This window comes from Bradyrhizobium sp. MI1.7 (genome assembly GCF_055811795.1).
Window position 1 is genome coordinate 73,284 of sequence record NZ_JBVVPO010000005.1, and the last position, 18,601, is coordinate 91,884.

Sequence of the window (18,601 nt, forward strand, 5' to 3'; positions counted from 1 at the left end):
GGCTCGCCTCACACGAAATCGATGAACTTGTTGAAAGGCATTTCGCGGATGCGCTGCCCGGTCGCGGCGAAGATCGCGTTGGCGAGTGCGGGGGCGGCTGGCGGAACAGGCGGCTCTCCGACGCCTCTCACCTTGGGATCGTTCTCGAGCCCGCGAACTTCGATGACGGGGCATTGGTAGATCCGCATCGCTTCGTGGTGATTGTAATTGGTCTGCTGCACCGCGCCCTTGGCGTAGGTGAGCTCGCAATTGATGGCGTGGCCGAGGCCCCAAATGACGCCGCCCTGCACCTGGTTCTCGAAGTTGACGGGATCGACCACCTTGCCGACGTCGACAGCGACCCAGACCTTGTCGATCCTTATGCCTCGCTCCGTCTTCGTGACTTCGACGACTTCGGCTGTCGGCGTGCCGAAGGATTCAACGAACGCGACGCCGCGGCCCCTACCGTTTCCGAGTGGTCCCTTCCAGTCCGACATTTCCGCGACCGTTTCCAGCACCTTGCGATAATGCGGCACGGTGCACATCACGATGCGCGCCTTCATGGGATCGAGACCCGCCGCGTGGATCAGCTCGTCGATGAAGCTCTCGGTAAAGAAGCCCGATGTCGAGGCGCCGACCGACCGCCACGTGGTGCTCGGCGAAAGCCCCTGCGCCTCGTAGCTTGTGGCCCGGAAATTGGGGATGTCGTAATAGACATTCCACAGGCCGGCAGCCAATTGCCCGTCGGGATCCTTCGAGGGTGTGCCCGAACGCTCGAGCAGCCCCTTGAGCGGAGCAGTCGAGGCCAGTTGCAGATCGGCTGCGACGATCTTGCTCTTGTCGATGCTGCCTCGGTGCCGGGCGATCGCGATCTGCCGCGGAATGTCCTGGAGGAAATCCTCCTCGCGCGAGAACACCAGCTTGATCGGCGTTCCCTTCATCTGATTGGCGATCTCGGCGACAACGCGGACGTTCTCGTATTCGAGACGGTGGCCGAAGCTTCCACCCGTCCACTGATTGTGGAAGGTGACCTGTTCCGGCTTGAGGCCGATCGCCGTCGCCGCGACATATTGCACGAAACGGGGGCTCTGATGGCCGACCCAGATCTCCATCCCCTTGTCGGTGACGAGGCCGATCCCGTTCAACGGCTCGAGCGGCTGATGCCCCACATAGGGCGCGCGATATTCGGCCTCGACAAGCTTGCCCGTCTTCAGCCCGGCTTCGATATCGCCGGTCTTCCGCCACTCCTTGCCCAGGAATTCAGGCTTGAACGAGGATTCAAGAACCTTCCAATGATCCGCCTGCTCGGCGGGATAGGCCGAGGGCGCCCACTCGCAAGTGACGGCGTCAACCGCCTTCATCGCGTACCAGCTGTTCGTGGCGATCACCGCGACGCCATTCTTGATTTCCAGGATCTTCTTGACCCCCGGCATCGATCGCGCCTTGCTGGCGTCGTATGACTTCAGGGGTTGGCCCTTGCCAGGGTTCAGCTTGACGGCGGCATAGAGCATGCCGTCCATCTTCTGGTCGATGCCGAACTTCAGCTCGCCCATGACCTTCGCGCGAACGTCGAGGCGCATCATCGGCTTGCCCAGCATGCGCCATTTCGACGGATCGCGCGGCTTGGCATCGAGCACCGGCGGAATCTTTGCGGCGTCCACGGAGAGATCGACGTAGGCGATCTTGGTGCCGTTGGGCAGGATCACATGGCCTGATTGGGTGCGCAGGTCGGCCACGGCGACACCCGAACGCTTGGCAGCGGCGGCCTTCAGCGTCTCGCGCGCGACCGCGCCGGCAACGCGCAGCTTTTCATAGGTGTCCGGCAGCGTGCTCGACCCGCCGGTCATCTGCAGGCCGGACTCTCTCAGCCATTCGAGCGTCTTGGCGCGCGCTTCCTCGGCGGCGGGACTTTGGTCCGCAGCCACGAACGGTGCGAACTCGTCGGCAAAACCGGTGTTGAAATAGGCGGGGCTGGGGCCGGCGAAGCGAACTTCGAACTGGCCGGGATCGAGGTCCATCTCTTCGGCGATCATGATCGGCTGCACCGAGCCGACGCCCTGGCCGATATCGGCGTGCTGGGCGATCAGCGTGATTTTTTCGGGGCTGATCTCGACCCAGGGATTGAAGGTCACGGAGTTCGGCCCGAGACTGGTGCTCAGGGGATTGTCACTGGCAGTCGCGGCTTGTGCTGCGTCGCTATAGGAACCGAACGCGATGCCGCCAGCCACGGCGGCGGAACCGAAAACGAAAGTGCGGCGGGAAAGCGTCTGAAGTCCCATTTCACTTCCCCACCATCTTTGCGGCAGCCGCGTGGATCGCGGTGCGAATGCGCGGGTAGGTGCCGCAACGGCAGAGGTTGCCGGACATCACTTCGTTGATGTCCTCGTCCGTCGGCTTGTCGATCAATCCAAGCAGCGAGATGGCCTGCATGATCTGGCCGGTCTGGCAGTAGCCACACTGCGGAACCTGATGTTCGATCCAGGCCTGCAGAACGGGATGCTGCTCCCTGTTGTCCAATCCTTCGAGCGTGACGACCGACTTGCCGGCGAGATCGCCAATGCGGGCCTGGCAGGATCGCACGGCGGCTCCGTCGATCTGGACGGTGCAGGCACCGCATTGCGCGACGCCGCAGCCATATTTCGGACTGGTGATGCCGAGCTCGTCGCGGAGCACCCAGAGCAGGGGCATCTCGGGAACGACGTCGACCTGGCGCTTGGTCCCGTTGACCGTGAGCTCGATCATGTCGATGTTCCTTTCGCGCGTCCTCGCGGGACGTGAGGTCGAACAGGCACGCTCCAGCGAGCGTCGTCGAAGGTTGGACCGGCGTGGTCAGCGTGCCGCGCAAGCGCCGATGCTGTCAAACGACGACCCCGCAGCATTTGCGAATTCGCACGAAGAGTATGGTGTGAATTTTTGCCGCGCCTTTGGCGCGATTGACAATCGATTCAATTGCCGCTGATCGTCTGGAAGGGCGATCAGGGCAGGAACGGCACCGGATTGGCCGCGCGGTAGACCAGATTGATCAACGTGTTGATGTCGAACACCGGAAGGCCCGAGACTTCGGCAACGTCCTTCGAGAACGGGCACATGTTGGTGCATTCGAACAGGATCGCACCCGGGTTTTTGCAGGACGCCATGAAGGCTTCCGTCATCTCGATCATCTCGGCGCGCAGCACGTCGGTGTCCAGTTCCTCGCGGCCGAGAATGTAGGTTGCGGGAAACTGCGCATCGGGCTTCATGCCCTGGATCTGGACGGGGATCTCGTCCGGCGACCAGCCGACACCGCGGAAATGCCCCTCGTTCATGTGGTGGCCGCGTTCGGTGAAGATGCCGATGACCTTGCCCGGCGGCAGCATGGCATGGATCAACGGTGCCTGGATCAGGCTCGAGGTGAAGACCGGGATGTTCACGGCGGCCGCGAGCTGTTTCTGGAATGGCGCGAGGAAGCCGCAGCTCGTCGTGATCGCCTTGACGCCGTCGGCTTCCAGCTCGCGGGCCGCCGCGATGAACGGCTCGAGCAGGGCGGGATCGGGGTGGTCACCCATGATCCTTGTGGCGTGTGCGCCGCGCACGATCTTGTAGCGCACCGGGAAATCATAGGAGAGCGCATTGCCGATGTCGCCGCGCGGGCGCGGGAAGCGGGTATCGAGCATCAGGATGCCGATCGTCTCGCCGTAATTCGTGAAGCCGCCGCGGAGTTTCATGGGTGTCCCCACCGATTCGGAATGGTCTTGCCAGGCAGTCTAATGCGTCTCGTGAAACCGGCTGAGAAAGGACTTCAGCCGTTCGCTGCGGGGCTGGCGGATGGTCTCTTCGGGCGTGCCGATCTCGGCCATGATGCCGTCGTTCATGAAGCCGACGCGGGTGGAGACGTCGGCGGCGAAGGCCATCTCGTGCGTCACCAGCACCATGGTCATGCCTTCGCTCGCAAGGCTGCGGATGACGGACAGGACTTCGCCGACGAGTTCGGGATCGAGCGCCGAGGTCGGCTCGTCGAACAGCATCACGTCTGGCTTCATCGCGAGCGCACGCGCGATCGCGACGCGCTGCTTCTGGCCGCCGGAGAGGCGGCTCGGAAAGGCGTCGGCCTTGTCGGCGAGGCCGACCTTGGCGAGCAAATCGCGGCCAAGCGCATCGGCGTCGTTTCGCGCCATGCCCTTCACCTGCACCGGCCCCTCTGTGACGTTGGCGAGCACCGACATGTGCGGGAACAGGTTGAAATGCTGGAACACCATGCCGACGCTGCGCCGAAGCAGCGCGAGCTGCGCATCGCCGGCGGCGCGCATGCCCTTGCCGAAGGCGAATTTATGCGTGCCGATGGCAAGCTCACCCTGCTGCGGCATTTCCAGGAGGTTCAGGCAGCGCAGGAAGGTGGATTTGCCCGAGCCGGAGGCGCCGATCAAGGTGACGACCTCGCCGCGGGCGACCGAGAGCGAGACGCCCTTGAGCACCTCATGGTCGCCGAACGCCTTGTGGATGTTGTCAGCGATCAGAGCACTCATCGATGCGCTCCCATTTTCAGCTCGACCCGGTCGGCGACCAGCGTCAGCGGGAACAGCACGACGAAATAAAGTATGGCGATCGTGGTGTAGACCTCGAGCGGCTTGTAGCTCGACGCCGTGATGACTGTGCCCTGATAGAGGAGGTCGCCGACCGCGACCACCGACACCAGCGAGGTGTTCTTCAGCTGCATGATGGTCTGGTTGATGAAGGAGGGGATCATCACCTGCGTCGCCTGCGGCAGCACGATGCGGCGAAAGATCTTGCCGCGGCGCATGCCGATGGCGCGGCCGGCCTCCCACTGGCCGGTGTCGACGGCTTCGATGCCGCCGCGGAAGATTTCCGCATAGAACGAGCCGGCATAGAGCGACAGCGCGATGAAGCAGGCCATCGCCGGCGACATGTCGACGCCGATCAGCACGGGCAGGGCGTAGTAGACCCAGATCAGCTGCACCAGCAGCGGCGTGCAGCGGAACACCTCGATATAGAGACGCAACGGCACCGTGACCCAGCGCGGTGCCGTCGTGCGCAGGATGCCGACGAACAGTCCGATGGCGAGACCCGCGACCACCGTGGTCACCGTGTAATACACGGTGACCAGGAGCCCTTGGCAGATCAGGCCCCAATACGGCTTGAGCGCCGCGAAGTCCCAGACGTACATCGATCGACCGTCAGAACTGCACTTCGGGCGGGAGATCGTCGACGGTGAGGCCGACCGCCTCAAAACCCTTGAGCATCCATTCGCGGGTCTGGCCCATCGCGCGGTTGTAGTCGGCCCAGGCGCTGAGGAAATCCTTGTAGCGGCGGTCGCTCTCGGCGCGGATACCCATGTTGGTCGGCAGCGTCAGCAGCGGCCGCGGAATGGCGAGATCGCCGAGGTTCGGATTCTTCTTCAGGGTCGAGACCGAGAGCACGGCCAGCGAGACGTTGCAGTCGGCGCGGCCGGTCGCAACCGCCAGGATCGCCTCGTCGCGGTTCTTGAAGCCGAGGATGGTCGCCTTCGGACAGTAGCGGCGCGCGATCGTCTCATGGGTCGAGCCGATGTCGACGGCGATCTTGACCTCGGGCTTGTTGAGCTCGGCCCAGGTCTGCGGCTTGGCAAAGCCCTTCTTGGTGATGACGGTGAAGGAGTGCACCAGGATCGGCGTCGAGAAGTCGATGACGAGCGCGCGCTCCGGCGTCGGGTTCACGGCGAAGGCGAGGTCGACCTTGTCGGCCTGGAGATCGAGGATCTGGTTGCCCCAGGTCGATTCCAGCGTCTCGACCTTGGCGCCCAGCTTGCCGGCGATGTCCTTGGCCATGTCGATGCAGGCGCCCGACCATTCGTTGGTGGCGAGGTCCTTATGGAAATAGGGCTCCTGGCCGACGATGACGGCGACGCGCAGCACGCCATTCTTCTTGATGCGGTCGAGCGTGGAGGCCGGCGCATCGGCCCTGGCCGAGCCGCTCGCGGCGGCGATCGCTGCGCCTGCCAGCGCGACTGTGGTGAGAGCATCCCTGCGATTCATGGTCTTTGTCTCCCTGGAATCTGGGTCGGATCGTGTCCGGCCTCTGGACTATTTCTGTATTCAGGATAAAATGCAATACGGTATTTCGAGTTGCTGGCCATTTGGGCGGCAAGGCAGAAATGAGCCCAATATCTTGGCAGGATTGCGCAAAATTCCTGATAGGGTGGGGTTGTAAATTGCATTTAAGTCTGAATACAAGACTGAACGCAATGTGGAAGTGAGCTGAAGGAGAGGCCTGTGCGCGCCCTATTCGTCGATGCGAACGAGACCCTGGCAGCGGTGACCGACAAGCTGCTGGCCTCGCAGAAGCTGCCGGTCAGCATCAACCGCAATCCCTCGATCAAGCCCGACGATCTGCCCGGCCTGCTCGGCGATGCCGAGATCATGATCGTCGACCACACGGCGGTGCCATCAGCGATTGCCGAGAAGTGCGCGAAGCTGAAGCACGTCGTCTTCCTCGGCACCGGCGCGCGCAGCTACATGAATCCGGAAGAGCTCGCCGAGCGCGGCATCTCCGTCCACACCATCAAGGGTTATGGCGATACGGCCGTTGCCGAATGCGCGATCGCGCTGATGTGGGCGTCTGCGAAGAGCTTTGGCGAGATGGATCGCGGCATGCGCGAGGGCAACTGGCTGCGCCGTGACGCGGTTCAGCTCACCGGCAAGACGCTCGGGCTGATCGGTTTCGGCGGCATCGCCGCGGAAGCCGCGCGCATGGCGGCGGGCTGCGGCATGAAGGTGATCGCCTGGAACCGGACGCCGAAGACGCATCCGGGCGTCGAGTTCGTCTCGCTGGAGAAGCTGCTCGCCGACAGCCACGTCGTCTCGCTGCACCTCCTGCTCAACGACGAGACCAAGGGTTTCCTGTCGCGCGAGCGCATCGCACAGATGCGCCCCGGCAGCATTCTGATCAACACGGCGCGCGGCGCTGTGGTCGATGAAGACGCAATGCTGGATGCGCTGCGCTCCGGCCACATCGCCCATGCCGGCCTCGACGTCTTCACCGTCGAGCCGCTGCCGGCGGGGCATCCCGTAACCAAGCTGCCGAACGTGACGCTGTCGGCGCATTCGGCGTTCCGCACGCCCGAGGCGAGCGACAACCTCATCGGCGCGGCGCTCGACCACTGCCGCCGCATCATCGCCACCGGCAAGTAAAGTTAAGGACATCCCATGTCTGATATCACCCGCATCGACCAGAACGCCCGCCGCAGCCGCGCTTCCGTGTTCGGCGATCTCGTTTTCCTCGCAGGTCAGGTGGCGGACACCAAGACCGCTGATATCACCCAGCAAACGAAAGAGGCGCTGGCGAAGGTCGACGACATGCTGGCGCGCGCCGGCACCGACAAATCGCGCCTGCTCAGCGTGCAGGTCTGGCTTAGGAACATGGACGATTTCGACGCCATGAACGCGGTCTATGGTGCCTGGGTCGTGCCGGGCAACACGCCGACCCGCGCCTGCGGCAAGGTCGAGCTCGCCGATCCCGCCTTCCGTATCGAGGTGATCGCAATCGCCGCACGTAGTTGAGGCTCGGCCGTGACTGTCCAGGCGCCCGCATCGACCTTCCGCCCCGCGCAGCGCATCAGCGCGATCGGTGTCTCCGAGATCTTGAAGATCGGTGCGGTCGCGCAGCGGCTCAAGCGCGAGGGGCGGCCGGTGATCGTGCTGGGCGCCGGCGAGCCTGACTTCGATACGCCCGACCATGCCAAGGACGCGGCCGAGCGCGCCATCCGCGCCGGCCAGACCAAATACACCATCCTCGACGGCACGGTGGAATTGAAGGCGGCCATCGCCGAGAAATTCCGCCGCGAGAACGATCTCGTCTATGCCGCCGACGAGATCACCGCAGGCGCCGGCGCCAAGCAGGTGATCCACAACGCCTTCATGGCGACGCTCAGTCCCGGCGACGAGGTCATCCTGGCCGCGCCTTACTGGACCAGCTATGCCGACATGGTGCGGATCGCCGACGGCACGCCGGTGGACGTGCTTTGTCGCGAGGAGAACGGCTTTCGCCTCGATGCCGCCGATCTCGAACGCGCGATCACGCCGAAGACGCGCTGGCTGCTGCTGAACTCGCCGTCCAATCCGACCGGAGCCGCCTATTCGGCCGCGCAGCTTCGCCCGATCCTGGATGTGCTCAAGCGCCATCCGCATGTCTGGTTGATGGCGGACGATATCTACGAGCACCTGATCTATGACGGCATGCCGTTCGTGACCGCAGCGGCGCTCGAGCCGAGCCTGAAATCACGCACGCTGACCGTGAATGGTGTTTCCAAGGCCTACGCCATGACCGGCTGGCGCGTCGGCTATGGCGGCGGTCCGCGCGAATTGATCGCAGCGATGGCGGTGGTGCAGAGCCAGAGCACGACCAATCCCTCCTCGGTGAGCCAGGCCGCTGCGATCGCCGCGCTGACCGGCCCGCAGGATGTCCTGATCGAACGCCGTGCCGCGTTCCAGCGCCGCCGAGACATCGTGGTCGATGCGCTCAACGCCATCGACGGCGTCACCTGCCGCCGGCCGGAAGGTGCGTTCTATACCTATGCGAGCTGCGCCGGCCTGATCGGTCGCCGCACGCCGGATGGGACCGTTATCGATAGCGATGCCGCGTTCTGCCGCTTCCTGCTGGAGAGGCATGACGTGGCCGTGGTGCCGGGCAGCTGTTTCGGCCTTGCACCTTATTTCCGCCTGTCCTACGCCACCTCGGAACAAAACTTGCGCGAGGCCGTGATGCGCATCGCCAAAGCCTGCAGGGAGCTGTCATGACCATTCGCAACACCCGCACCGGGGGCCAGATCCTGATCGATCAGCTCGTCGCCCAAGGCGTCGAGCGCGTCACCTGCGTGCCGGGCGAGAGCTACCTCGCGGCACTCGACGCGCTGCATGACAGCCCGATCGACGTCGTGATCTGCCGCGCCGAGGGTGGTGCTGCGATGATGGCGGAAGCCTATGGCAAGCTCACCGGCCGTCCCGGAATCTGCTTCGTCACCCGCGGCCCCGGCGCCACCAATGCCAGCCACGGCGTCCACATCGCGATGCAGGATTCGACGCCAATGATCCTGTTCGTCGGACAGGTCGACACCGGCATGCGCGAGCGCGAGGCGTTCCAGGAGCTCGACTACAAGGCGGTGTTCGGCACCATGGCGAAATGGGCGGTCGAGATCGATCGCCCCGATCGCATTCCGGAGCTGGTCGCGCGTGCCTTCCGCGTCGCCATGCAGGGCCGTCCGGGTCCCGTGGTGATCGCGCTGCCGGAGAACATGCTGACCGAAACAGCCGCCGTTGCCGATGCCATGCGCGTCGAGCCGGCGGTGAGTTGGCCCGCGCCCGCTGACATCGAGCAGGTCAGTGCGATGCTGGCGAGTGCCAAGGCGCCGCTCGTCATCCTCGGCGGCTCGCGCTGGACGGATGAGGCGACCAAGAGCATCGCGCGCTTCGCCGAACGGTTCGACCTGCCGGTCGCGACCTCGTTCCGCCGGGCCTCGCTGATCGACGCCGATCATTCGCATTATGCCGGCGATCTCGGCATCGGGCCGAGCCCGGGCCTGAAGGCGCGTATCGATGGCGCCGACGTCATTCTCCTGATCGGCGGCCGCATGTCGGAGATGCCGTCTTCGTCCTACACGCTGCTCGACATTCCGACCCCGCAGCAGAAGCTGATCCACGTGCACCCGGGCTCCGAAGAGCTCGGCCGCATCTATCAGCCGGCGCTCGCGATCCAGGCGACGCCCGCCGCGTTCGCCGCCGCCGTCGAGGCGCTGAAGCCCGCTGGCGCCGTTGCCTGGAAGGGCGAGGCCGCCAAGGCGCACGCCGATTACCTCGCCTGGACCGACAAGGCGCGTGAGCTGCCGGGCACATTCCAGTACGGTCAGGTCATGACCTGGCTCCGCGACCGCCTGCCGAAGGACGCGATCGTCTGCAACGGCGCCGGCAACTATGCCGGCTGGATCCATCGCCATCACCGTTTCCACAGCTTTGCCGCCCAGCTCGCGCCGACTTCGGGCTCGATGGGATATGGCGTGCCGGCTGCGGTGCTTGCAAAGCGGCAATATCCGGATCGCGTCGTCGTCGCCTTTGCCGGTGATGGCTGCTTCCTGATGAACGGCCAGGAGTTCGCGACCGCCGTGCAGTACGATGCGCCGCTGGTGGTCATCGTCGTCGACAATTCGCAATACGGCACCATCCGTATGCACCAGGAGCGTGATTATCCCGGCCGCGTGGTCGGAACTCAGCTTAAGAACCCTGACTTTGCGATGTATGCGAAGGCATTCGGTGGCCATGGCGAGCGCGTCGAGCGCACCGAAGAGTTTGCGCCGGCGTTCGAGCGCGCGCTCGCTTCGGGCAAGCCGTCGATCCTCCACTGCATCATCGATCCGCGCGCGATCTCGGTCGGCAAGGATTTCGCGCCGGCGGTGAAGGCGTAGCCGATGTCGGAAGGCCGCCACGTCGCTATCATCGGAGCCGGCGCGGTCGGCGTGATCAGCGCCATCGAGGCGCTGCGCGAGGGGCATCGCGTCACGCTGATCGACGCAGGCGAGCCCGGTGGCGAACAGGCGGCGAGCTACGGCAATGCCGGCTGGCTCTCCTCCCATTCGGTGATTCCGCCGGCCGAGCCGGGCCTCTGGAAGAAGGTGCCGGGTTATCTGATGGACCCGCTCGGCCCGCTCGCGATCCGCTGGTCTTACTTGCCGAAGGCGCTGCCCTGGCTGATCAAGTATTTGCTCTCGGGCTGGACCGAGGCACGGGTCGAGAAGACGGCGTTTGCGCTGCGCGATCTGCTGAAGGACGCGCCGCTGCTGCACAAGAAGCTCGCGGAAGAAGCGGGCGTGCCCGAGTTGGTCGAGCGCAACGGCGTGATGCACGTATTCCCGTCGCGCGGCAATTTCGACAGCAATCTCGGCTGGCGCCTGCGCAAGAAGGTCGGCGTCGAATGGATGGAGCTGAGCGCCGACGAGATGCGTCAGCGCGAGCCGGATCTGCATCCGCGCTACACCTTTGGCGTGGTGGTGGAGGAAGCCGGCCGCTGCCGCGATCCCGGCGCTTACGTTGCGGCGCTGGCCCAGCATGCGCTCGCGAGCGGTGCCAAGCTCGTTCATGCCAGGGCGACCGGTCTGAAGCTTTCAGGCAACAAGCTCGTTGCCGTTCTCACCGAGACCGGTGAGATTGCTTGCGATGCCGCGGTGGTCGCCGCCGGCGCGCGGTCAAAACAGCTCACCGCATCCGTCGGCGATCCCTTGCCGCTCGAAACCGAGCGCGGCTATCACGTCATGATCGAGAACCCGGAATCGGGTCCGCGCAGCTCGATGATGGCGTCCGACGTCAGCATGGTGGTGAACTGGACCGACAAGGGCCTGCGCGCCGCCGGCACGGTCGAGATCGCGGGCCTCGAGGCCGCGCCGAACTGGAAGCGCGCCGAAATCCTGCGCAACAACCTCTTCAGCATGTTCCCGAAACTGCCGAAGGACATTCCCCCCTCGCGCATCAAAACCTGGTTCGGCCATCGGCCGAGCATGCCGGACGGCCTTCCCTGTATCGGCCATGCGCGTGCCTCGCGCGATATCGTCTACGCCTTCGGCCATGGCCATGTCGGCCTGGTCGGATCGGCCCGCACCGGCCGTCTGGTCGCGCAGCTTCTGAGCGGCAAGCAGCCGGAGATTCCGCTCGCGCCGTTCGCGCCCACTCGCTTCCTCTGAGAACGCAACATGACCTATCCAGCCAACTCGTCCTCTCGCATCGCCCGCGGCGGCAAGGCCATCTATGGCGCGCCGCTCGGCATCTTGATGCTGGAAGCGCGCTTTCCCCGCATTCCCGGCGACATGGGCAACGGCACGACCTGGCCGTTCCCCGTGCTCTATCGGGTGGTGAGCGGCGCGTCGCCGGAGAAGGTGGTGCTGAAGGGCGCCGCCGGCCTGCTGCCTGACTTCATCGATGCGGCGAAGGACCTCGTCCGGCTGGGCGCGGAAGCCATCACCACCAATTGCGGCTTCCTCTCGCTGTTTCAGAAGGAGATCGCGGCCGCCGTCGGCGTTCCCGTTGCGACCTCGTCGCTGATGCAGGTGCCGTGGGTGCAGGCGACCTTGCCCCCAGGCAAGCGTGTCGGCCTCGTCACGGTCTCGGGCTCGACCTTGACGCCGGCCCATCTCGAAGGCGCCGGCGTGCCGCTCGATACGCCACTGGTCGGCACCGAGCACGGCAAGGAATTTTTTCGCGTCCTGATCAAGGCCGAGAAGGACGACATGGATGTGGCCCAGGCCGAGCGTGACGTGGTCGAGGCGGGCAAGGAGCTGGTCGCGAAAAATCCGGATGTCGGCGCCATCGTGCTCGAATGCACCAACATGCCGCCTTATGCGGCAGCTCTGCAGGCCGAAGTTGGACTGCCGGTCTACGACATCTATTCCATGATCACCTGGTTTCATGCTGGACTGCGCCCGCGCGCGTTTGCCTGAGTCCGGCTGTCGCAAAGCTCTGCACAAGATGTGCTAGGCAGCTGTTTGGATTGCAATCGTCCATACAGCCCCGGTATATTGGGCTGTGTTCGGGCATGAATGCAGCTTATGAAGAGCAACGTGGAACTGGCTTCCGATAGTATCGTCGATCGCGTCTATGAACAGCTCAAGGCGATGGCCGTGAGCTATGAGTTCAAGCCGGGCGAACGGCTCAACGAGGGCGAGCTGGCAAAACGCCTCGGCGTCAGCCGCACGCCGCTGCGCGAAGCGCTCAACCGTCTCAACACCGAAGGCTTCCTGCGCTTCACGCCGGGCAAGGGTTTTTTCTGCCGCGAGCTCGACGCGCACGAGATCTTCGATCTCTACGAGCTGCGCAAGTCGATCGAGGTCGCCTCGGTCCGCCTCGCCATCAAGCGCGCCAAGGACGAGGACATCGACGCGCTGCTGAAATTCCTCGAAGCCACCGGTCCCGATCCCGGCGAGCGCTCCTCGGTGGAGCTGGTCGAGCTCGACGAGACCTTTCACGAGCGGCTGATGGCGATGTCGAACAATGCCGAGATGCTGCGCGTGCTCCGCAACGTCAACGCCCGCATCCGCTTCGTCCGCTGGATCGACATGGACAGCATCAACCGTTCCAACACCCAGGCCGAGCACCGCGCGGTCGTCGAAGGACTGAAGGCGCGCGACGAAGAGGCCTGCGTCTCGGTGCTGGAGAAGCACATCGACCGCCGATTAGATCGCATCACCTCGGCGATCAAGGAAGGCTACGCGCAGATCTACATGCCGGCTGCGGCAAGGTCCGCGGCGAATTGAGTCGCTAGTCCAAGCGACAGTGTCTCTTCCCTTCTCCCCTTGTGGGAGAAGGTGGCGCGAAGCGCCGGATGAGGGGTATCTCTCCGCGCATATCGATGCATATGAATGCGCCGAGAGATACCCCTCACCCCAATGAGTTTGTATCTTCCTGCGGTGATGCCCTCTCCCGCAAGGGGAGAGGGCGCAGTCATGCGCATCGTGCTCTGGTCCAGGCGACAACGGAAAAGGCAGCTATACAATCCTTCAATACCTGATCGTGCCAGACGGTCAGAGCTTTCGCGCGGACTATTCGCTAGGGTCCGCTCGAATTTCACGGAGACCTCGCGGTGCACAGCCCTCAACCGAATCCTGAAACGCGCAGCAGCGACGACTGGCCGTCCGAGCTCTATCGTATCCTCAAAGCCGCCGACGTCAGGCAAATGTCCTACGTTCCCGATGCCGGCCATAGCCAGCTCATCCGCATGTTCTCGGCCGACCGCGACGTCACCACCAACGTGCTGACGACCGAGGAGGAGGGTATTGCGATCGCCGCCGGCGCCTGGCTCGGCGGGCAGCGCAGCGTGCTGCTGATGCAGTCGAGCGGCGTCGGCAATTGCATCAACATGCTGTCGCTGTCGGCGATCGGCCGCTTTCCCCTGCTGATGCTGGTGACGATGCGCGGTGAATGGGCCGAGTTCAATCCCTGGCAGGTGCCGATGAGCCGAGCGACGCAGCCCTCGCTGGAGGCGATCGGCCTGAAGGTGATGCGCGCGGAGACGGCGGAAGATCTGGTCGAGACCGTCGAATCGGCGGCATCGCTCGCCTACGAGTCCGATCAGCAGATCGCGGTTCTGATCGGGCAGCGCCTGATCGGCAAGAAGAAGTGGTGATGCCGATGCAAGCTCAACTCGATCGTCGCGCCGCTGTCGCCGCGCTCCTGAAAGACCGCAAGGACGCGCTGGTCGTCTCCGGTCTCGGCTCGCCCACCTACGACCTGCATTCCGTGGGGGATCACGACGGCAATTTTTATCTCTGGGGCGCAATGGGTGGTGCCGCGTTGATCGGGCTTGGGCTCGCGCAGGCGCAGCCGGGCAAGCGCGTCCTTGCGTTGACGGGCGATGGCGAGCAGTTGATGGGTCTCGGCGGCATCGCCACCATCGGCGTCGCGCGTCCGCGCAATCTCGACATCGTCGTGATCGACAATCAGCATTTTGGCGAGACCGGCATGCAGGCGAGCCACACCGGCCGCGGCGTCGATCTCACGGCAATTGCCGCCGCCTGCGGCTTTGCCGCAACCGGAACCGTGCGGACGCTCGAGGAGGTACAACGCCTCACCGCGCAGATCGCCGAGCCGGCCGATGGCCCGCGGCTTTTTGTCGTCAAGGTTCTGGCGGAAAATCCGCCGCGCTCGCTGCCCTCGCGCGATGCCGTCTTTATCAAGAACCGGTTCCGTGCTCATCTCGGCTTCGCGGCGGCTTGAACCGGGGCCTTCTCCGGGATAGCTCGCTGCCCAAGCAGCTATCCTGGAGTGAGACCCATGAAACTATCCGGCAAGGTCGCCGTCATCACCGGCGCGGCGCGCGGCATCGGCAAGGCGTGCGCAAAGCGGTTCCTCGACGACGGCGTCAAGGTCGTCATCTCGGACGTCGATACGGATGAGCTCGAGAAGACGGTCAACGAGCTGGGCAAGCCCAAGGAATTGTATGCCGTGCCATGTCACGTCGCGCGGCGTGCGGACGTCGATCGCGCGGTCGCGACCGCGGTCAGGGAATTCGGCCGGCTCGACATCATGGTCAACAATGCCGGCGTCGCCCGCAACCGCGACATCCTGGAGATTTCGGAAGAGGAATTCGACGAAATCATCGGCATCAACCTGAAGGGCGCGTTCTTCGGCGTGCAGGCCGCGGCCAAGCAGATGATCGCGCAGGGCGGCGGCGGGGTCATCATCAACATGTCCTCGGTGAACGCACTGCTTGCGATCCCGACGCTTGCGACCTACGCCATCTCCAAGGGCGGTATGAAGCAGCTGACCTCGGTCGCCGCCGTCGCGCTCGCCCCGCACAACATCCGCGTCGTCGCGGTCGGGCCGGGCACGATTTTGACCGACATGGTGGCGTCTTCCATCTACACCTCGGAGGATGCCCGCAAGACGGTGATGTCACGCACGCCGGCCGGACGTGGCGGCGAGCCGAGCGAGGTGGCTTCCGTCGTGGCGTTCCTTGCGAGTGATGACGCGTCTTACATCACCGGGCAGACGATCTATCCGGATGGCGGGCGGTTGATCCTGAACTACACGGTGCCGGTGAAGGATAAGTAGGGCTTCAAGACTTCACCGCGCCCGACGTCATGCCGTCGATGAACTGACGCTGCAGCAGCACGAAGATCGCAACGATCGGCAGCACGATGGTGACGGCTGCGGCCAGCATCTCGCCCCAGTCGGTCGAATACTGGCCGGTCAGATTGTAGAAGCGCACGATCGCGGTGACGTTGCTGTCGTTCTGCAGGAACGTCACGGCGATGACGAACTCGTTCCAGGCGTTCAGCCCGACGATGATGGCGACCGTGAGCAGCCCGGGCCGCATCATCGGCAGGATCACGTACCAGAAGGTCTGCCACGGCTTTGCGCCGTCAACTTGAGCTGCTTCCTCGAGCGCGACGGGAATCGCGAGCGCGTATGTCCGCAAGAGGAAAATCGCAAACGGCGAGAACATCGCCGTGTAGATCAGTGCCACCGCGGGGATCGAATTGACCAGCCCGAGCTTCGCGAAGATGAAGTAGAGCGGGTAGAGATAGAGCTGCACGGGCACGGTGATCGTGGCCATGAAGTAAAAGGTGATGAAGCGCCAGAATTTCCCCTTCTGCCGCGCCAGCACATAGGCGCAGGGCGTCGCGGTGACGCACACCATCAGAATGGTCAGGATCGCGACTTCGGCACTGTGCAGCAGGCTCGGGCCGAGTTGGGCGTTGCGCCAGGCGGAGGAAAAATTCTCCCAGTGCAACTGGGTCGGCAGCGCGAGCGGATTGCTGCCGATCTCGACCGTCGTCTTCAGTGCGTTCATCACGGCGAGCACGATCGGCAGCAGCGAGCTGAACGATGCGATACCGATCAGCCCGAGGCTGAATGTCCTGCTCCAGCGATCCCCGATCATGTCGATTGCGCGTCGTCGGTGATCTGGAGCCAGAGATAGACGGCGGTGGCACACAGGCCGAACAGGCTCATGACGCAGGCGGCGGCTGCAGCCTGGCCGACGTCGCCTTCGAAGAAGGCGTGGCGGTAGGCAAATGTTGCCAGCACCTCGCTGCCATAGGCGGGGCCGCCGCGGGTGACAATGAAGATGAATTCGAAGACCTGGAACGACCAGATCACGGTCAGAATCAGCATCAAGGTCAGGGTCGGGCGGATGCCCGGGATCAGAACGTAGCGGAACAAAGCAAAGAAGCCGGCTCCGTCGAGCCGCGCGGCTTCGATCTGGTCGATGCTGATCTGCCGCATCGCCGACAGGAACACGACCGCGAGAAATCCCCACCAGTGCCAGATGTCGACCGCGGCGACAGCATAGAGCGAGCGGTCGGGATCGGCGAGGGGATCGGAGATCGAAAAGCCGTGCTCGTTCAACCAGGCGACGACGCCGGTCGCGGGGCTGAAGATCATGCCCTGAAAGATGCGGCCCGTGACTGCGACAGCGATGATGCGCGGCAGGAAGATGATGGACTGGACCACGATGCGCGCCTTCGGCGCCATCAGCAGCGCCGCTGCCATCACGAGCGCGAGGCAGACCGGCACGGTGAGGAAGATCGCCGTCCAGATGAAGTTATTTGTCAGCGCCGACCAGAACACGGGATCGGCGAACATGTTCTGGAAGTTGGTCAGTCCCGCCCACGCCGGCTTTCCGACACCGTCCCACATGAAGAACGCCGCCGTGAATGTCAGCACGGCGGGAACCAGGATGATGCAGACGTTAATCAGGAGCGCTGGAAGCGCGAAGAGCCACATCGTGCGTCAGGCCGTCCGCGGCGGCAGCGGCGGCACCTTGCCTTCCTTTGCTTCCTGGCTGAAGAGCGTCTGCATCCGCGTGAGGTAAGCGTCCGGCGTGATCTTGTTGAGCCAGACCTGCTCGATGCCTTCGATCAGATAGGAGTTGGTGGCGCCGGGCCAGAACGTCCAGGTGGTGAAGCCGTACTGCCCCTTGCTGAACGCTTCGTGCAGATTCGCGATCGTCTTCTCGAATAGGGGATAGCCGATGCCCTGGAGCATGTCCGGCGGCAGGTCCTTGACCGGGAGTGCCCATTTGCCGGGCCAGTCGCGGTTCATGGTCTCGTAGAACTTGCGCGTCAGCATGAACTCGAACACCGCGGCTGCGCCTTCCGCATTCTGCGAGTTCTTGGCGATCGACAGCGTCGCGCCGCAGGCGAGATGGACCAGTGATCCCGTGAAGGCCGAGCCGAGGGTCGGCGTCGGCATGACGTCCATCACGGTATCGGGCTTCGACATGCCGTAGGATTTGGTGCCGAACGACCAGGTGCCGCTGAACGCCATCGCCGCCTTGGCGTTGACGACCTGGAGGAAGCTCTGCTCGATGGTCAGCGAGAAATAGTTCTTGCCGAAATAGCCCTTGTTGTACCACGCCTTTGACAGTTCGACCGCCTCGACGAACGGCGGCGCGGTCCAGGGCAGTTCGCCGGCAAGTGCCTTGCGCACGTTGTCGGGGCCAGCGACGTTGTTGAAGAACACCGTCATCAGCCACTCGTTCACGCCCTTCCAGTCGGCATTGCCGGCGCCGAAGGGGATGATGCCTTTGGCGAGCGCTGCGTCTGCGATCGCTTCCATCTCCTGCCGGTTGGTCGGCTGCTTCCAGCCGTTCTGCTTGAACAGCTCTTTGTTATAGAACAGGTGCATCGACTCGTAGTCGCGCGGCAGCGCGTAGAGCTTGCCGCCGTAGACGCTGGTGTTGAGCAGCGGCGCCAGGAAGCGATCCTTCCACTTGTACTTCTCGGCGAAATCGTCGAGCGGCAGCACCTGGCCGGCATTCGCGATCGCGGTGAGATAGGCGGGACCCGCTGTCTGCACGATGTCCGGGCCGTTACCGGCGACGAGTGCGACCTTCAGGAGGTTGTTTACGGCGGCGCCCTTCACCTCGAGCTGGAGCAGATATTTGTCCTGCGAGGCGTTGAACGCCTCGACCAAATCGTTGCGCAGCGCGGCCTGGCCGTCCGAATTCGCCTGGCCGAACCAGAACGTCACGACCTTGCGCCCGTCCTCGGCGCGAACGTCGCGCGGCAAGCTAACGGCAAGCGCGGCAGCGGGGATGGCGGCAACAAGCTGGCGTCGGGTCATGGTCATGGCGATGAACCTCGGTTTCCTCAGGTCATTGGCGGTGATTG

The 18,601-nt window shown here is 64.1% G+C and carries 20 protein-coding genes; 11 read left to right on the top strand and 9 right to left on the bottom strand.

The window, feature by feature from the left end:
• Positions 1–8: 8 nt before the first annotated feature.
• Together AC0L3X_RS07645 and AC0L3X_RS07650 are read right to left on the bottom strand one after the other, a co-directional pair.
• Complete coding sequence (locus AC0L3X_RS07645) at positions 9–2,258, bottom strand: xanthine dehydrogenase family protein molybdopterin-binding subunit (protein WP_063981342.1); 2,250 nt, start codon at positions 2,256–2,258, stop codon at positions 9–11.
• Position 2,259: 1 nt separating this feature from the next.
• Positions 2,260–2,721 carry a (2Fe-2S)-binding protein gene (locus AC0L3X_RS07650; protein WP_167768222.1) on the bottom strand — a complete coding sequence of 154 codons (462 nt, stop codon included), beginning with the start codon at positions 2,719–2,721 and terminating at the stop codon, positions 2,260–2,262.
• Here AC0L3X_RS07650 and AC0L3X_RS07655 point away from each other — a divergent pair.
• A complete protein-coding gene (locus AC0L3X_RS07655; RefSeq protein WP_135216107.1) occupies positions 2,720–2,938 on the top strand; it encodes a hypothetical protein in 219 nt (72 codons plus the stop codon). The two genes, AC0L3X_RS07650 and AC0L3X_RS07655, sit on opposite strands and share 2 nt — an antisense overlap.
• A 16-nt stretch (positions 2,939–2,954) precedes the next feature.
• Here the strand turns inward: AC0L3X_RS07655 and AC0L3X_RS07660 are convergent, their stop codons facing one another.
• The 4 genes from AC0L3X_RS07660 to AC0L3X_RS07675 are packed head-to-tail and all read right to left on the bottom strand — an operon-like array spanning position 2,955 to position 5,987.
• Positions 2,955–3,683 (bottom strand): aspartate/glutamate racemase family protein, encoded by a 729-nt coding sequence (locus tag AC0L3X_RS07660; RefSeq protein ID WP_063981343.1) that lies wholly within the window; start codon positions 3,681–3,683, stop codon positions 2,955–2,957.
• 39 nt (positions 3,684–3,722) lie between these two features.
• Positions 3,723–4,481, bottom strand: coding sequence for an amino acid ABC transporter ATP-binding protein (locus tag AC0L3X_RS07665; RefSeq protein ID WP_063981344.1), 759 nt, complete (start codon positions 4,479–4,481; stop codon positions 3,723–3,725).
• Positions 4,478–5,140 (bottom strand): amino acid ABC transporter permease, encoded by a 663-nt coding sequence (locus tag AC0L3X_RS07670; protein WP_063981345.1) that lies wholly within the window; start codon positions 5,138–5,140, stop codon positions 4,478–4,480. Before AC0L3X_RS07670 ends, AC0L3X_RS07665 begins: the two co-directional genes overlap by 4 nt.
• Before the next feature lie 10 nt (positions 5,141–5,150).
• The gene (locus AC0L3X_RS07675; protein ID WP_063981346.1) at positions 5,151–5,987 is read right to left on the bottom strand and encodes a transporter substrate-binding domain-containing protein; all 837 of its coding nucleotides are present in this window, start codon (positions 5,985–5,987) and stop codon (positions 5,151–5,153) included.
• A 237-nt stretch (positions 5,988–6,224) separates the two neighbouring features.
• On the opposite strand from AC0L3X_RS07675, the gene AC0L3X_RS07680 reads away from it, so the two are divergent.
• The 10 genes from AC0L3X_RS07680 (at position 6,225) to AC0L3X_RS07725 (ending at position 15,536) form a co-directional block, all read left to right on the top strand.
• On the top strand, positions 6,225–7,142 hold the full coding sequence (locus AC0L3X_RS07680) for an NAD(P)-dependent oxidoreductase (protein WP_063981347.1): 918 nt from the start codon (positions 6,225–6,227) through the stop codon (positions 7,140–7,142).
• Between the two features lie 15 nt (positions 7,143–7,157).
• Positions 7,158–7,511 carry a RidA family protein gene (locus tag AC0L3X_RS07685; protein WP_473316345.1) on the top strand — a complete coding sequence of 118 codons (354 nt, stop codon included), beginning with the start codon at positions 7,158–7,160 and terminating at the stop codon, positions 7,509–7,511.
• A 9-nt stretch (positions 7,512–7,520) separates the two neighbouring features.
• A complete protein-coding gene (locus AC0L3X_RS07690; RefSeq protein ID WP_063981349.1) occupies positions 7,521–8,747 on the top strand; it encodes a pyridoxal phosphate-dependent aminotransferase in 1,227 nt (408 codons plus the stop codon).
• Entirely contained in the window at positions 8,744–10,405 is a 1,662-nt protein-coding gene (locus tag AC0L3X_RS07695; RefSeq protein ID WP_063981350.1) for a thiamine pyrophosphate-binding protein, read from the top strand. Before AC0L3X_RS07690 ends, AC0L3X_RS07695 begins: the two co-directional genes overlap by 4 nt.
• A 3-nt stretch (positions 10,406–10,408) precedes the next feature.
• Positions 10,409–11,674: an NAD(P)/FAD-dependent oxidoreductase gene (locus AC0L3X_RS07700; RefSeq protein ID WP_063981351.1), complete on the top strand. Its 1,266-nt coding sequence runs from the start codon at positions 10,409–10,411 to the stop codon at positions 11,672–11,674.
• A 9-nt stretch (positions 11,675–11,683) separates the two neighbouring features.
• A complete protein-coding gene (locus AC0L3X_RS07705; RefSeq protein WP_014492734.1) occupies positions 11,684–12,427 on the top strand; it encodes an aspartate/glutamate racemase family protein in 744 nt (247 codons plus the stop codon).
• Positions 12,428–12,535: 108 nt separating this feature from the next.
• Positions 12,536–13,240 (top strand): GntR family transcriptional regulator, encoded by a 705-nt coding sequence (locus AC0L3X_RS07710; protein ID WP_245328552.1) that lies wholly within the window; start codon positions 12,536–12,538, stop codon positions 13,238–13,240.
• A 326-nt stretch (positions 13,241–13,566) separates the two neighbouring features.
• Entirely contained in the window at positions 13,567–14,109 is a 543-nt protein-coding gene (locus AC0L3X_RS07715; RefSeq protein WP_063981353.1) for a thiamine pyrophosphate-binding protein, read from the top strand.
• A complete protein-coding gene (locus tag AC0L3X_RS07720; RefSeq protein WP_063981354.1) occupies positions 14,109–14,699 on the top strand; it encodes a thiamine pyrophosphate-dependent enzyme in 591 nt (196 codons plus the stop codon). The genes AC0L3X_RS07715 and AC0L3X_RS07720 overlap by 1 nt, the downstream gene beginning before the upstream one ends.
• A gap of 57 nt (positions 14,700–14,756) precedes the next feature.
• Positions 14,757–15,536: an SDR family NAD(P)-dependent oxidoreductase gene (locus tag AC0L3X_RS07725; protein ID WP_063981355.1), complete on the top strand. Its 780-nt coding sequence runs from the start codon at positions 14,757–14,759 to the stop codon at positions 15,534–15,536.
• 4 nt (positions 15,537–15,540) lie between these two features.
• Here the strand turns inward: AC0L3X_RS07725 and AC0L3X_RS07730 are convergent, their stop codons facing one another.
• The 3 genes from AC0L3X_RS07730 to AC0L3X_RS07740 are packed head-to-tail and all read right to left on the bottom strand — an operon-like array spanning position 15,541 to position 18,560.
• Positions 15,541–16,368 carry a carbohydrate ABC transporter permease gene (locus tag AC0L3X_RS07730; RefSeq protein WP_081369148.1) on the bottom strand — a complete coding sequence of 276 codons (828 nt, stop codon included), beginning with the start codon at positions 16,366–16,368 and terminating at the stop codon, positions 15,541–15,543.
• Positions 16,365–17,213, bottom strand: a complete 849-nt coding sequence (locus tag AC0L3X_RS07735; protein ID WP_063981356.1) for a carbohydrate ABC transporter permease — start codon at positions 17,211–17,213, stop codon at positions 16,365–16,367. The genes AC0L3X_RS07730 and AC0L3X_RS07735 overlap by 4 nt, the downstream gene beginning before the upstream one ends.
• A gap of 6 nt (positions 17,214–17,219) precedes the next feature.
• Complete coding sequence (locus tag AC0L3X_RS07740) at positions 17,220–18,560, bottom strand: ABC transporter substrate-binding protein (protein ID WP_063981357.1); 1,341 nt, start codon at positions 18,558–18,560, stop codon at positions 17,220–17,222.
• Positions 18,561–18,601: the final 41 nt, after the last annotated feature.

What these genes read in the sequence shown, in the direction of transcription:
- AC0L3X_RS07645 (WP_063981342.1), bottom strand. Translation starts at nt 2,258, where the DNA reads ATGGGACTTCAGACGCTTTCCCGCCGCACTTTCGTTTTCGGTTCCGCC.
- AC0L3X_RS07655 (WP_135216107.1), top strand. Translation starts at nt 2,720, where the DNA reads ATGTCGATGTTCCTTTCGCGCGTCCTCGCGGGACGTGAGGTCGAACAG.
- AC0L3X_RS07650 (WP_167768222.1), bottom strand. Translation starts at nt 2,721, where the DNA reads ATGATCGAGCTCACGGTCAACGGGACCAAGCGCCAGGTCGACGTCGTT.
- AC0L3X_RS07660 (WP_063981343.1), bottom strand. Translation starts at nt 3,683, where the DNA reads ATGAAACTCCGCGGCGGCTTCACGAATTACGGCGAGACGATCGGCATC.
- AC0L3X_RS07665 (WP_063981344.1), bottom strand. Translation starts at nt 4,481, where the DNA reads ATGAGTGCTCTGATCGCTGACAACATCCACAAGGCGTTCGGCGACCAT.
- AC0L3X_RS07670 (WP_063981345.1), bottom strand. Translation starts at nt 5,140, where the DNA reads ATGTACGTCTGGGACTTCGCGGCGCTCAAGCCGTATTGGGGCCTGATC.
- AC0L3X_RS07675 (WP_063981346.1), bottom strand. Translation starts at nt 5,987, where the DNA reads ATGAATCGCAGGGATGCTCTCACCACAGTCGCGCTGGCAGGCGCAGCG.
- AC0L3X_RS07685 (WP_473316345.1), top strand. Translation starts at nt 7,158, where the DNA reads ATGTCTGATATCACCCGCATCGACCAGAACGCCCGCCGCAGCCGCGCT.
- AC0L3X_RS07695 (WP_063981350.1), top strand. Translation starts at nt 8,744, where the DNA reads ATGACCATTCGCAACACCCGCACCGGGGGCCAGATCCTGATCGATCAG.
- AC0L3X_RS07700 (WP_063981351.1), top strand. Translation starts at nt 10,409, where the DNA reads ATGTCGGAAGGCCGCCACGTCGCTATCATCGGAGCCGGCGCGGTCGGC.
- AC0L3X_RS07705 (WP_014492734.1), top strand. Translation starts at nt 11,684, where the DNA reads ATGACCTATCCAGCCAACTCGTCCTCTCGCATCGCCCGCGGCGGCAAG.
- AC0L3X_RS07710 (WP_245328552.1), top strand. Translation starts at nt 12,536, where the DNA reads ATGAAGAGCAACGTGGAACTGGCTTCCGATAGTATCGTCGATCGCGTC.
- AC0L3X_RS07720 (WP_063981354.1), top strand. Translation starts at nt 14,109, where the DNA reads ATGCCGATGCAAGCTCAACTCGATCGTCGCGCCGCTGTCGCCGCGCTC.
- AC0L3X_RS07725 (WP_063981355.1), top strand. Translation starts at nt 14,757, where the DNA reads ATGAAACTATCCGGCAAGGTCGCCGTCATCACCGGCGCGGCGCGCGGC.
- AC0L3X_RS07730 (WP_081369148.1), bottom strand. Translation starts at nt 16,368, where the DNA reads ATGATCGGGGATCGCTGGAGCAGGACATTCAGCCTCGGGCTGATCGGT.
- AC0L3X_RS07735 (WP_063981356.1), bottom strand. Translation starts at nt 17,213, where the DNA reads ATGTGGCTCTTCGCGCTTCCAGCGCTCCTGATTAACGTCTGCATCATC.
- AC0L3X_RS07740 (WP_063981357.1), bottom strand. Translation starts at nt 18,560, where the DNA reads ATGACCATGACCCGACGCCAGCTTGTTGCCGCCATCCCCGCTGCCGCG.